Annotated in this window: 16 protein-coding genes and 2 tRNA genes; 4 read left to right on the top strand and 14 right to left on the bottom strand. The window is 57.7% G+C overall.

Going from position 1 to position 12,139, the window contains the following annotated elements:
- Positions 1-184 precede the first annotated feature (184 nt).
- Both ACU0FH_RS20300 and ACU0FH_RS20305 read left to right on the top strand, forming a co-directional pair.
- Entirely contained in the window at positions 185-376 is a 192-nt protein-coding gene (locus tag ACU0FH_RS20300) for a hypothetical protein (RefSeq protein ID WP_446196541.1), read from the top strand.
- 754 nt (positions 377-1,130) lie between these two features.
- Entirely contained in the window at positions 1,131-2,156 is a 1,026-nt protein-coding gene (locus ACU0FH_RS20305) for a tyrosine-type recombinase/integrase (RefSeq protein WP_446196542.1), read from the top strand.
- A gap of 39 nt (positions 2,157-2,195) precedes the next feature.
- Here ACU0FH_RS20305 and ACU0FH_RS20310 read toward each other — a convergent pair whose 3' ends face one another.
- Positions 2,196-2,561, bottom strand: coding sequence for a phosphoglycerate kinase (locus ACU0FH_RS20310; RefSeq protein ID WP_446196543.1), 366 nt, complete (start codon positions 2,559-2,561; stop codon positions 2,196-2,198).
- A gap of 77 nt (positions 2,562-2,638) precedes the next feature.
- On the opposite strand from ACU0FH_RS20310, the gene ACU0FH_RS20315 reads away from it, so the two are divergent.
- Positions 2,639-2,764, top strand: a complete 126-nt coding sequence (locus tag ACU0FH_RS20315) for a hypothetical protein (protein WP_446196544.1) — start codon at positions 2,639-2,641, stop codon at positions 2,762-2,764.
- Between the two features lie 146 nt (positions 2,765-2,910).
- Here ACU0FH_RS20315 and ACU0FH_RS20320 read toward each other — a convergent pair.
- The 13 genes from ACU0FH_RS20320 to murA form a co-directional block, all read right to left on the bottom strand.
- Positions 2,911-2,985: transfer RNA gene (locus ACU0FH_RS20320), tRNA-Phe, on the bottom strand.
- 83 nt (positions 2,986-3,068) lie between these two features.
- Positions 3,069-3,251 carry a DNA gyrase inhibitor YacG gene (locus tag ACU0FH_RS20325; protein WP_446196545.1) on the bottom strand — a complete coding sequence of 61 codons (183 nt, stop codon included), beginning with the start codon at positions 3,249-3,251 and terminating at the stop codon, positions 3,069-3,071.
- Positions 3,248-4,270, bottom strand: coding sequence for a ribonuclease E/G (locus tag ACU0FH_RS20330; protein ID WP_446196546.1), 1,023 nt, complete (start codon positions 4,268-4,270; stop codon positions 3,248-3,250). Before ACU0FH_RS20330 ends, ACU0FH_RS20325 begins: the two co-directional genes overlap by 4 nt.
- Complete coding sequence (locus ACU0FH_RS20335) at positions 4,267-4,845, bottom strand: Maf family protein (RefSeq protein ID WP_446196547.1); 579 nt, start codon at positions 4,843-4,845, stop codon at positions 4,267-4,269. Before ACU0FH_RS20335 ends, ACU0FH_RS20330 begins: the two co-directional genes overlap by 4 nt.
- Before the next feature lie 10 nt (positions 4,846-4,855).
- Positions 4,856-5,074 carry a translation initiation factor IF-1 gene (gene infA, locus ACU0FH_RS20340; RefSeq protein WP_005978431.1) on the bottom strand — a complete coding sequence of 73 codons (219 nt, stop codon included), beginning with the start codon at positions 5,072-5,074 and terminating at the stop codon, positions 4,856-4,858.
- Positions 5,075-5,156: 82 nt separating this feature from the next.
- Entirely contained in the window at positions 5,157-6,035 is an 879-nt protein-coding gene (locus ACU0FH_RS20345; protein ID WP_446196548.1) for a carbon-nitrogen hydrolase family protein, read from the bottom strand.
- Between the two features lie 37 nt (positions 6,036-6,072).
- Positions 6,073-6,657 (bottom strand): GNAT family N-acetyltransferase, encoded by a 585-nt coding sequence (locus ACU0FH_RS20350; RefSeq protein WP_446196996.1) that lies wholly within the window; start codon positions 6,655-6,657, stop codon positions 6,073-6,075.
- Positions 6,657-7,046, bottom strand: a complete 390-nt coding sequence (locus ACU0FH_RS20355; protein WP_088633918.1) for a ketosteroid isomerase-related protein — start codon at positions 7,044-7,046, stop codon at positions 6,657-6,659. The genes ACU0FH_RS20350 and ACU0FH_RS20355 overlap by 1 nt, the downstream gene beginning before the upstream one ends.
- Before the next feature lie 79 nt (positions 7,047-7,125).
- Positions 7,126-7,584 (bottom strand): arsenate reductase/protein-tyrosine-phosphatase family protein, encoded by a 459-nt coding sequence (locus tag ACU0FH_RS20360; RefSeq protein WP_238370216.1) that lies wholly within the window; start codon positions 7,582-7,584, stop codon positions 7,126-7,128.
- A gap of 4 nt (positions 7,585-7,588) precedes the next feature.
- Entirely contained in the window at positions 7,589-8,068 is a 480-nt protein-coding gene (locus ACU0FH_RS20365; RefSeq protein WP_238369963.1) for a UPF0262 family protein, read from the bottom strand.
- A gap of 88 nt (positions 8,069-8,156) precedes the next feature.
- Entirely contained in the window at positions 8,157-9,458 is a 1,302-nt protein-coding gene (hisD, locus tag ACU0FH_RS20370; protein WP_446196549.1) for a histidinol dehydrogenase, read from the bottom strand.
- A 201-nt stretch (positions 9,459-9,659) separates the two neighbouring features.
- A complete protein-coding gene (locus tag ACU0FH_RS20375) occupies positions 9,660-10,139 on the bottom strand; it encodes a DUF2948 family protein (protein WP_446196550.1) in 480 nt (159 codons plus the stop codon).
- Positions 10,136-11,404, bottom strand: a complete 1,269-nt coding sequence (gene murA, locus ACU0FH_RS20380; protein ID WP_446196551.1) for a UDP-N-acetylglucosamine 1-carboxyvinyltransferase — start codon at positions 11,402-11,404, stop codon at positions 10,136-10,138. The genes ACU0FH_RS20375 and murA overlap by 4 nt, the downstream gene beginning before the upstream one ends.
- Positions 11,405-11,664: 260 nt before the next feature.
- Here murA and ACU0FH_RS20385 point away from each other — a divergent pair.
- Positions 11,665-11,739 (top strand) — tRNA-Thr (locus ACU0FH_RS20385).
- The last annotated feature ends 400 nt before the right edge of the window (positions 11,740-12,139 follow it).

A 12,139-nucleotide genomic window follows, 5' to 3' on the forward strand; every position in this document is an offset into this window, starting at 1 on the left:
GTCACTTCGCATCTGGGCTACCTGCGCCGATGGTCTGCGCTGATCTCTTTTCTGTATGGCGTCCCGCTTGTCTGCCTCCGCTCGACCTGCCGTCCACGGGACCTTCTTCCTGCCGATGATGATGTGGGGGAACGGCGAAAGGTCCCGGTGGTCGGGGTCAACTAAGACAGACAAGGAGATTACCATGTCAAAGATATTTACAGCCGCAGCCCTGGACGGACGCAGCATCCCAGAACTTCGCACGTTGTTCCGCAAGGCTCACGAAGAGATGGTCGCAAGCGAAGCCGGAAGCGTGGATCGCTGCAACGCGATCGCCAGCATCGAGAATATCAGCCGCGCCATCGCGGAACGGTCGGCGAACACGCCCACAATCTAAAGCTCATCCCTCGCCCGATCTTGGGTGAGGGATTTTGTTGCTCCGTCACCGAATCTCGAATATGTTCTTATAATGTTCTCTCCTGACGATATAGACAAGGTAGCTTATTTTGGGCATTGGGCTGATGGCACTTCCCATCAGCGGCTCATCCGCGATGCCGTATCAACACTTAGCGATGCCGTATTCCGGTGCGCGAATGAAGACGCGCGCAGTGAAGAAGTCTGCCAGGCGCTCCGTTTTCTGGAGAGGCACATGACCCGGCCGGAACACTGCACGCGGTTCAGACACAACCTCGAAATCCGCGATCCAGTCTTGCGCGCTATAGCAGCACGCGAAACTCTTGCAGCGCTCATCAGAACACTCTCACCAAACTGACGAGGCTTACCTTGTCCAGCTTGTGTCCGCGCGCCAAGGCAGGTCTTGCTCCATATTCCGGGGCAAGATGGCCAAATGCAAAAACATACTTCCCCTTTCTCTGGCGCCGCGCGGCCTCTCCCGTGTGGAGGCCGCCGCCTATGTTGGCGTATCGCCCTCGCTCTTTGACATTCTAGTGAACGATGGCCGGATGCCGCCACCAAAGCGGATCAACAGCCGAACAGTTTGGGACAGGATAAGGCTTGACCGGGCCTTCGAGCTGATTCCTGATGGAGAGACCGTTCAAGACAACCCATGGGATGATTGATGCAATAGAGGGCATAGAGCGATGCCGACATTCAGAATGAGAGATGGCACAGGCAGTTTTCGCCTGAAACACGTGGTCGAAGACACTGACCGCCATGGGAATGTGCGCGTTTACCTGCGCAAGCCCGGTCAGCCGAAGGTAAGACTTAAGAGCCAGCCCGGCACGCAGGAATTTCTGGATGAGTATCGTAGGGCTCTTCATGACGCGCCGGACAGGCCCCAAGCGCCTGCGCTCGACCGGCGCGGCAACAAAGGCACGTTCAGATGGCTCTGCGAGCAATACTTCGCCTCCGCTGAATTCAGGCGCCTGGCACCGCGCACGCAATATGTCCGCCGCCGCATTCTCGATGGCGTCTGCGAGAAGAACGGCAAGAACCCCTACGCGCTGCTCGAAGCACGCCATGTGCGCAAGATGCGCGATGACAGGGCAGACACGCCGGAAGCTGCCAACGGCGTTGTCAAAGCCCTGCGGCAAATCTTCAACTTCGCGGTCGAGTACGAGTTCGCCGACCGCAATCCAGCGCGCGATGTCCCTTATATCCGCTCGGCGAGCGATGGCTTTCATTCCTGGACGATGGAAGAAGTTGCGCAGTTTGAGCAACATCATGCGCTTGGCTCGAAGGCACGGCTCGCGCTTGCGCTGCTGCTCTACACCGGGCAGCGGCGGTCGGACGTTGTGCGGCTCGGTCCCCAACACATCAAGGATGGCTGGCTCACTCTCACGCAGCAAAAGAACCGTAGCCGAAAACCCGTTACGCTATCGATCCCCGTCCTGCCGGAGCTTGAAGCTGTGATCGATGCGACACCGACAGGCAATCTCGCCTTTCTGGTGACGGCATTTGGCAAGCCCTTCACTTCGAATGGCTTCGGCAACTGGTTCCGCAAGCAGTGCGACGCCGCAGGGCTCAAGCACTGCTCTGCGCATGGTCTTCGCAAGGCCGGTGCGGCGCTTGCGGCAGAGAACGGCGCCACCGAGCGTCAGCTAATGGCAATCTTCGGCTGGAGCACGATGAAAGAAGCCTCGCGCTATACTCGTGCTGCACGCCAGAAGGTGCTGGCGGCATCCGGCATGAAGCATCTGTCTCGCGACAAGGGTTGAAACCTGCCGAAGCGGCTTTCGACCGCTTCGGCGGGATCACTACCACCACGAGTCATAGAAGACGGTGTAGCCGTTCTTGACCCTCTCGCGGGCCTTGGCGACGAAGGCAAGATCGTCTTCGGTTTCCGTGCCATCGGAGGCACCGAAGAAGAAGCCGCAGGTCTCTGGCAAGCCAGCCCCTTTGATATCAGCTTCCAGGCGATCCAGATCGGCCTCTGTCAGTGCCACGCAGACGCAGTTGAAACTGTCAGCACTGCCACCTTTGTCGAAGTAGAGCTGTTCCATCCAGCCGTGAAGGTTCGGATGCTTGCGCCAGTAGTGCAGTTCGGTGGGCCGCTCTGGCTTGAAATCCACATCGCTGTCAAAATGCTCGTCAGTCACCATTGCATACATATCAAGTCCCATTGTCTTTTCCTTTCTCTCTTGGGTTGGCGTCCTTGATGGACGCGCCCCGGAAAGACGGCGGGAAAAGCGGAGGCTTCATGTTCAACACGGTCCGCCTTGGCGGATGGTGCGGGCCGGACATTGAAGGCCACGCGACCGCTGGCAAGGTCGCGGACGACTACCTCAAGGGCGATCACCAAGAGAGTGAAAAGCGATGGCAGTGAAAATGAGGAGGATGGCTGACGGCCAAGACGAGGGTGTCTTCAAGCACAGAGCGCGAACAAAAACGTCCCACTTTTGCCCATGCCGGACGGTGGTGGGACAAATTCGGCTTCTAAAGCGATGATTTCACTGCATCTAAGGTGATGAGTGGTGCCCGGGGGCGGAATCGAACCACCGACACGAGGATTTTCAATCCACTGCTCTACCCCTGAGCTACCCGGGCACCGGGAAAGGATGAACCTTTCGGGTTTCGGCGTTCTAGGGCTATGTGAGGTGGGTGTCCAGAGGCTTTTTTGATGTTTTGGATTAATGTGGTCCGTGCTTGGCGCGTTCCGCTTCTTCCAGAGCTTTCTCGACGTCTTCGGGCTCTTCGGACGGGATCGCGTAAGAGCCGGAAAGCCATTTTCCCAGATCTCGATCTGCGCAACGGCGCGAGCAGAAAGGGCGGTATTTGGGATCGGTCTCTTCGGCGCAGAATGGGCAAGTCATGTGGAAACCTCGTGAAATGGAAGGCGACCGCGTTTGCGTTGCAGTTCGTAATGTCCAAGAGGGGTCCAGCCTGCAAGCACCGTATCCTCGGAGTCGGTCTTGAAGGCAGCACGCAGGGCGGTCTCAAAGCTGCGTCGGTCCTTTTTGGGCATCGGTGCAAGATCGAGGGTGATCTGGCCGCCCAGCCCCCTGAGACGCAGCGCACGGGGCAGGGCGCGGGCACAGGCCATGTTGGCCTTTAGGCCGGCGGCCAGCGATGTGTCTGACCCTGTGTTCACATCGACGGAAACAAGCGCCCGTGTAGGTTCGATGTACAAATGGCCGCCACCGGAAAGCGGTTCATATGCCTGACCAATCGCTTCCAGGTCGTCCACGATACCCAGTTCCTCAAACCCGCCTGGCTCGCTCAGAACCTCGGCGTGATCGCTCCATTCCCGCCATGCGAGCGTGTGGGCGCCGTCGCCCTCGACCAATGTTTCGACCTCGTCCCCGTCATCCGAGAGCACCTGCGTCGCCAATGCGGACATGGCTTGGATATCTTCGGCTATTTCTTCTGGTTCGCCGCCGTCGCAGGCGGATCGAAGGATAAGGCCGTGGTCGCTGTCGGGCATCACGTCATGCGCGATCTCAAGCAGCGCATTCCGCGTATCTTCATCCCGGATGGAACGGGAAATGTTAATGCCCGGCGCATCCGGCGTTACGATCGCATAGCGGCTTTTAAACAATAGCTTGCTGGTGACAGGAATGGCTTTGCCCGGTTCGGCATAACCGGTCACCTGGACGAGCAACATGCTTCCGGGAGAAAGGCCTTTTATTTGCCTGAGGAAAGCCGGGCCGTCGGGCGTTGTCACAAACATTCCGCCCTGACCTTTGACCGGGCGGTCGGCGCGCGCGCGGTAGATCGTGCCGGGTGCAGGCTGGTCGCTGTCGATCAAAAAATCCTCGAGCTTGCCATCTACGATGAGCGCGGCGGCATCGCGGCCTTTCCATTCATCAAGTATGATCGTCCGACCCTTCATGAACTTTCCCCGTAGAGCGGATAGCCTGCAGCTTGCAACAGGTTCGCCGTCTCGGAAAGAGGCAGGCCGACGATGCCGGTAAAAGAACCTGAAATCCATGGAATGAAAGCACCTGCTGGTCCCTGAATACCATAACCGCCCGCCTTGCCCTGCCAGTCATTGCTATCAAGATAGCGGGTCAGTTCGGGGTCCGACAAGCGCTTCATCTTGACCTGACTGGTCACGTTCTTTTGCCAGAATCTGTCGTTCTTTCGCAGGGTGACCGACGTGATGACCTGATGCCGTCGACCCGAAAGGGTGCGCAGAAAGCTCTCGGCTTCCGAGCGGTTTTCGGGTTTGCCCAGGATGCGGCGACCGAGCGCGACGGTGGTATCAGCGCAAAGCACGATGTCATCGGGTTCGGCAGAAATTGCCTTAGCTTTCTGGGATGAAATCCGTGCACAATAGGTACACGGTTTCTCTGCCTTTAGCGGTGTTTCATCGATATCCGGCGGTCGCACCGCATCGGGGGTTATCCCGAGCTGAGCCAACAGGTCCAGCCGCCGGGGGCTGCCGGATCCGAGAATAAAAGCCACGGATGCGGCGTTACTTGAAGCGGTAGTTGATCCGACCCTTGGTCAGATCGTAGGGCGTCATTTCGACTTGAACCTTGTCGCCAGCCAGAACACGGATGCGGTTCTTGCGCATCTTGCCTGCCGTATGTGCGATGATTTCATGGCCATTCTCAAGTTCGACCCGAAACGTCGCATTGGGCAGGAGTTCCTTCACGACGCCGGGGAATTCGAGAGTGTCTTCCTTGGCCATGTTGTCTCCATTGCAATGGTGTCCGCCAAGTTGCGGACCGTGCGCTTAAATGATCCTCTTCGGGCCTTTTTTCAAGGCGCAATCAACCCAATTCCACAAAAGTTACCGATTTCGTACGGTCATCCTGCTCATCCCAGTGGCTGCGATTGCGCACGATCCCGTCCTTTCGGACATGTGCGACGGCGGCAGGGTCGAACTCGGCATAGGTCCAGCCTGGCTCATTCAGCTTGCCTTCGGCCAAGACGCCGGTTTCCGGAAAGCCGGTATCCGGCGGACCGAACACGCCGCCCGCCCCGTGTCCGTTGTCAACAGCCTCGGACCATTCGGCACGGCCCACGATGGACGACATTGCCGACACACACTGATTTTCCAGCGCCCGCGCCATCGCACCGATGCGCACCCGCCAATAGCCGGCGAGCGTTTCAGTGCAAGAGGGCACGAGGATGAGATCGGCATCCGAGACGGCGCGGCTCAAAAGCGGGTACTCGCTGTCGTAACAGATAAGGACGGCGATCTTGCCCAACGATGTATTAAACAGTTTCAATGGGTTGGCGGGTGCGATGTCCCACGGATCCCGTTCGAACATCGTCATGATCTGCTTGTCCTGAAAGTCGACCTCGCCGCTGGGCGAGTAGAAGTAAGCGCGATTGACTGGACGACCGGAGGCCTGTTCCACTGGGCCGGACGCGCCCAGAATATAGACTCCGTGCTTCGCCGCGAGATTCTTGTGCAGCGCCTGCACGTCTTCCATGCGTTCGGACACGGCGAAGAGCGATTTTTCGAGATCGGCCGCGATGTCTGCGCCCGCAAGAGTCGCCAGTTCCATGGCAGCGTATTCCGGAAAAACCAATAAATCGGCGCCATTGTCTGCAGCCTCGGCCACCCAGGACGAAAGCTTGTCTTCGTATTGCGACCAGTTTTCGAAGAAGTCGAGCGGGTAGGCAGAAGTTGCGATTTTCATTGGGGTGTCCTGTGCGGTGTGGCCTATTCTGGGCAAATCAGAGGTCGGATTTCAACCAGAACTGCATTTGTTTCCTGGTTTCTTCGGTTTCGCCCACGTCCTTCCACGCGAATGAGGCGACGGCGCCGGGCAAAGGTTTGTACCCGCGGGATTTCCAGAACGGATCCAGCGGTGCATAGGCAACTGGTCGGGCAGGGTGATCTTGCGGGCGGATCACGGCGCAAAATGCACTTTGCTTGAAACCATAGTTGAGGGCATGGGATTCGCGCAGGTCAAAGAACCGGTGTCCGATCCCCTGACCGCGATAAGCGGGAAGCAAAATCGATTCGGCGCAATAGAAGACCTTGGATATATCGATCCCGGTGCCTTCAAAGGCTGCGCCGAATTCTTTGGCATGATCGGATAGGGGTGTGCCTGTCGCCGCACCAACCAACTTGTCGCCGTCAAAAGCCCCTACAACCGCTGCCCGGTCGGATGACCGGTAGGCTTCGAGATAATTCCGCTCGTACGCGAGGTCGCCATCGTAAAGATAGGGCCAGTTGCGGAAAACGCTGATCCGCAAAGTAGCGACCGCGTCGAGTGCTGCGTCGAGGTCAGAACCAGTGAGAAGCCGGGTTTCGATCACGAGACCTGAGCGACCCAGTCGGCGAGGTTGTAGTAGGTTGTGACACGGGCGATCTTTCCGTCGCGTAGATCAAAAAAGGATCCTGCGGGCAGGCGATAGGTTTGGCCCTTGGCTTCGGGCAGTCCGCTGTCGGTTTGCAGGTATGTGCCGTTTACGATGTATTCAGCCGCTGCACGCGTGCCTTCGGCGCCATCGAAAACCACCATATCCGTCAGGTTTTCCTTGTAGCAGCGGCTCATGTGGTCGCAGAACTCAGAAAATTTTTCCTTGCCGGTGCGGATATTGCCTTCGTTCACGTGGTGAGCCACGTCATCTGTCAGGCAGTCCAGCATCGTGGCCGTATCGCCAGCATTAAAAGCGTCGAAGTAGCGTTGAACGATATGCATATGTCGGCCCCTGGTGTTGAATGTTTCGACGCGCAGGAAGACCCGCCAAATGCGAAAATGCAAGCCTTCTCTGGCAAGTCTACTGCACCTGCGTCGGCTCTCCCCAATGCGCTTTCAATCGTGCGATGATCTGATCGCGGGTCTTGCGGTAGCTGTTCAAACGGTCGGCGCGAAATTCACCCTGACCGGTTGGATCATGTATCGGCCAATGCTCGACTTCGACGTGAAAGCAGCGTGTCAGCTCGATAGCCCGCGCATAGCTGGCGTCGGATAGGGCGACCACAAGATCGAAACTGCTGAGGTCATCGCCAAGTCGCTCCATTTCGTCGAAAGAACGTGAGCGGTGACGGGACAGTTCGACATTCAGTTCCTGGCAGACGGCAATCGCGAACCCGTCGATTTCCAGATCATTTCTGACTCCGACCGATTGGACATAGGTCGACATCCCGTAGAATTTTTTGGTGATGGCCTCGGCCATCGGTGACCGTACTGCGTTGTGATCGCAGCAGAACAGGATCGATTGCGGGAGCGGTTGGATCAAATCATCCCCCGAAATGCAGCACGCAGATCAGAGTGAACAACCGGCGGGCGGTGTCTTCATCGACAGAGACCTTGCCTTCCAGCCGTTCACGAAGCACCCGACTGCCTTCGTTGTGAATGCCCCGGCGTGCCATGTCGATGGTCTCTATCTGGCTTGGGGGAAGGGTTTTGACCGCGTTGAAATAGCTTTCGCAGATCTGGAAGTAATCTTTCACCACTTGCCGGAAGGGTCCAAGTGACAGATGAAATTCCGCCGCTTTCTGATCCTCGGGCGTTTCGACATCAAAAACCAGACGTTTTTCCCGGATTGCCAGATTCAGCTTATAAGGGCCGGGAGGAACATCCCGCCCCTCACGAGAGGGCAGGATAAACTGGTTGTCTTCGAGCAGATCGAAAATGGCGACCTTGCGCTCCTGCTCGATTTCCGGAGTCGGAGGCGGCAGGCCCGCGTCGTCCAAGTTGATCTCTGCAATACGTGACATGACTGACATCTCGCTAACTTTACCGTCAAAAGGAGTAGCGCAGTCGCCGCATTGCGGCAATGGGCAGAGATCCCAGCGTCCGGTTCTATCAGTCGTTCAGCTTGTCCAGCCTTGTCCTCACCGACAAGCCATGTGCCTGGAGGCTTTCGGAAATCGCGAGCCGTTCGGCAGAAGGCCCTATCGCCCGCAGGGCGGCCGGGGTCATCTGGGCGATGGTCGTCCGTTTCAGGAAATCCATCACGGAAAGGCCCGAGGAGAAACGTGCGGACCTTGCCGTGGGCAGGACATGGTTGGGACCGCCGACGTAATCTCCGATCGCTTCGGGTGTCCATTGACCAAGAAACAGTGCGCCCGCATGTACGGTCTTTTCCGACAGGGTATGAGGATCTGCCACGCAGAGTTCGAGGTGTTCAGGTGCGATACTGTTGGAAAGCTCTACTGCCTCGTCGAGATCTCGGACGGTGATCACCGCGCCGAAATCGCGCCAACTTGCAGAAGCAACCGAACGCCTTTCCAGTGTTTCGAGCCGTTTGTCTACGGCTGCGGCAACGGCATTTGCAAACTCCGGAGAATCGGTGATCAGAATCGATTGTGCGCTTTCGTCATGCTCGGCCTGGCTCAGCAGGTCCAGAGCGATCCAGTCCGGGTCGTTATCCTTGTCCGCGATCACCAGAATTTCGGAAGGTCCGGCAATCATGTCTATGCCGACTTTGCCGAAAACGCGCCGTTTTGCGGCGGCGACATAGGCGTTGCCCGGACCGGTAATCTTGTCCACCGGGGCAATGGTCTCGGTTCCATAGGCAAGCGCGGCAATCGCCTGTGCACCCCCAATGCGATAGATTTCATCCACGCCAGCCAACCGCGCGGCAAGCAGGACGAGAGGGTTCAGAACGCCATCGGGACTGGGTACCACAATTGCCAGCCGTTCGACGCCAGCGACCTTTGCTGGAATCGCGTTCATCAGGACGGAAGACGGGTAAGAGGCAATGCCACCGGGGACATAAAGACCGGCTGCCGAGACGGCAGACCAACGCCAGCCGAGCGTCGCGCCTTCGGGATCCGTCCAGCTTTCACTCGATGGCATTTGGCGAACGTGATAGGCGCGAATGCGATCCGCGGCGAGTTCAAGGGCGTCCCGTTCTTCCTCCGAGACTTCGGCAATCGCCTGATCCACGGTGTCCGCGTTGATGGCCAGCGTCTCGGGTGTCAGCTGAAGGCGGTCGAATTTGGCCGTCAGCTCTATCAATGCCGCATCGCCCCGGCCGCGAATGTCAGCGATGATCTTTGCCACGACCTCGTCCACATCCGGGCTGTCTTCTCTCTTTGCAGACAGAAGCGCATCGAATTGTGCGGCAAAATCAGCAGATTTCGTATCGAGAAAGACTGGCATTGGCGTTCCTTTTTCTCGCTCATACTAGGGTCGGGAGCGTGTCTCAAGCACAAGGCGTGTTCGAGGAACTCAGGTTCGCAATTGTCGACGACACTTTCGGTTCAAGTATAGAAAATGCTTCCGGCACCATCCCTTGGAATTTGCCGGTCTGATCACGGATCCAGACCGGTGAACCTTGCCTAAGCACGCATTGATACGGGCTCAATCCCCGTGGTCGGGCACCATTCCGGACGGGGCCCGGTACGGGCGGGTGACATCCTTCAGGCGCACTTCCAGCGTTTCGACCTGGATCTCGATTGCGCCATCGCCTGCCAGCGTCAGAAGCACCGATCCGCCTTCGTCATCACCGGGCTCATAGGAAATGTCGAGCAGCGAGAGAATGATATCCTTGTCAGTTCGATCAATACCCTGAGCGGAAACCTTAAGTGCGTTTTCAATGGAAAGCACAGACTGAACGCGTTCAACAGGGCGATTCCTAAGCGACGCACGCTCGCGGTCCTCCCAGCGGAACCGGTTCAGCAACAAGGCAAAGCGCCGCTCTTTGCGCCGCCAGGACATCTCGGTAACCGGAATGACGGCATCCTGGGCGAGTGCGGAGATCACCTTGAGATCCTCGGCGTCCATCGCGCCGAGGTTCAGAGGCAGTTCCCGGCCTTCTTCAAAGGTGGCGTCGTTGCTCATTGGTCCGAAACACGTTCGATGTTCGCACCTACGCCCTTCAGCTTGCCGACAACATGTTCATAGCCCCGATCAAGGTGATAAACCCGGCTGACCTTGGTGGCTCCTTCGGCGGCGAGACCGGCCAGAATCAGCGAAACGCTTGCACGCAGGTCGGTGGCCATGACTGGGGCTCCCTTGAGTTTTTTTACGCCGGTCACAGTGGCAGTGCCGCCCTGCACGTCGATCTGAGCACCCATGCGGGTGAGTTCGGGCGCGTGCATGAACCGGTTTTCAAAGATCTTTTCTTCCAGAACGCTGACGCCGTCGGCTGTACAAAGCAACGCCATCATCTGCGCCTGCAGGTCCGTCGGAAAGCCCGGATAGGGTTCAGTCGCGACGTCGACTGCTTTGATGTGATCGCTGCGTCGCTTGACCATCAGCCCGTTATCCGTTTCTTGAACATCCACGCCCGCCTCGTCGAGCTTGTCGCAGAATGCGCCGACGAGATCGCGACGTCCACCCAGCAGTTCAACCTCGCCGCCGCAGATCGCGGGGGCGAGCATATAAGTGCCCAGTTCGATTCGGTCGGTAACGACAGGATGCGTCGCGCCGCGTAGCTTATCGACGCCCTGCACCGTGATGGTGTCAGTTCCTTCGCCTTCGATCTGGGCGCCCATCTTGCGGAGGCAGTGAGCGAGATCGACAATTTCAGGTTCGCGAGCGGCGCGTTTGATAACTGTAGTTCCTTTGGCCAGTGTCGCAGCCATCAGAATGTTCTCCGTCGCCCCAACCGAAACAAACGGGAATTCGACGATACCGCCCTTGAGCCCGCCGGGCGCCTTGGCGTGCACATAGCCGTCGCGGAGCTCCATTTCTGCGCCAAGCGCTTCCATCGCCCGGAGATGCAGATCGACCGGGCGGGCACCAATCGCGCAGCCGCCTGGCAATGAAACGATGGCATGCCCATCTCGGGCCAGCATTGGTCCAAGAACCAGAATCGAAGCCCGCATTTTACGAACGATGTCGTAATCCGCAGTGTGATTCCCGATTGCATGGCTCGAGAGCGCGAGGACCTTGCCGTCCTGAAGGGACGACACCTCGGCGCCAAGCGACGTCAGCAGCGCGGTCATGGTGCGAATGTCACTCAGACGTGGCGCATTCGTCAGGGTCAGCGGCTCATCGCTTAGCAGAGTCGCTGGCATGAGGGTCAAGCAGGCATTTTTGGCACCTGCGATCGGTATCTGGCCGATAAGTGGGCCGTTACCCGTCACAAAAATTGTATCCATTCGCCTCAATCCTTCTCTGTTACGCCCGGTTCGCCATTTTCCTCGTCCCGTGACTGCGTTCTTGCTTTGGCTTGTTTCTTGCGTCGAGCCAAGTTTGCCTTCAGCGCAGCCTTAAGGCGATCTTCGCGGCATGATGCCGCGTTCCGGTCGGGAGAGGGGGGTGATTTTCTTGCCATGAACCTTCTCTATCCCAGCAATAAAAAAGCGTCCAGATTGCCCTTGCACCACGCGCGGTTTGCGTCTAATCAGCCGCCCACGGCGCTGCTGTAGCTCAGAGGTAGAGCACTCCCTTGGTAAGGGAGAGGTCGAGAGTTCAATTCTCTCCAGCAGCACCATTTTTCCAAATTTTTAGCGAATATGAAGCTCCGGTCGCCTTGCACTATGAGGCGGCGTTCCTTTGTTGCCTTGAACGACGATTGAAATGTACGCATGCGCCCGTTTGCCTCGCTGTCCGAATGGCCTTGGTGATGCTGTAAGATGTTAAACTTAGCTTTGCCTCTATCACACAGAGTGATCTTCGGGCAGGCCTTACTGGGGGGGCAACATCTGCTTCCATTCGCACCGCATCGCGCGCAAAAATTTGAAAGCAGACATATAGCCCTGGATAGAGCTTTCGTTCGGCGCGCCAAATACTGATGGAAAAGTTGCGCAGATGGCGGACATTGCACCAAGTAACGCGGCGCCTAGCCTAAAAGTCGTAACCCGGCCCAGAGCATGCGTAACTGGGCTGACCTG

Source organism: Heliomarina sp., assembly GCF_052826185.1.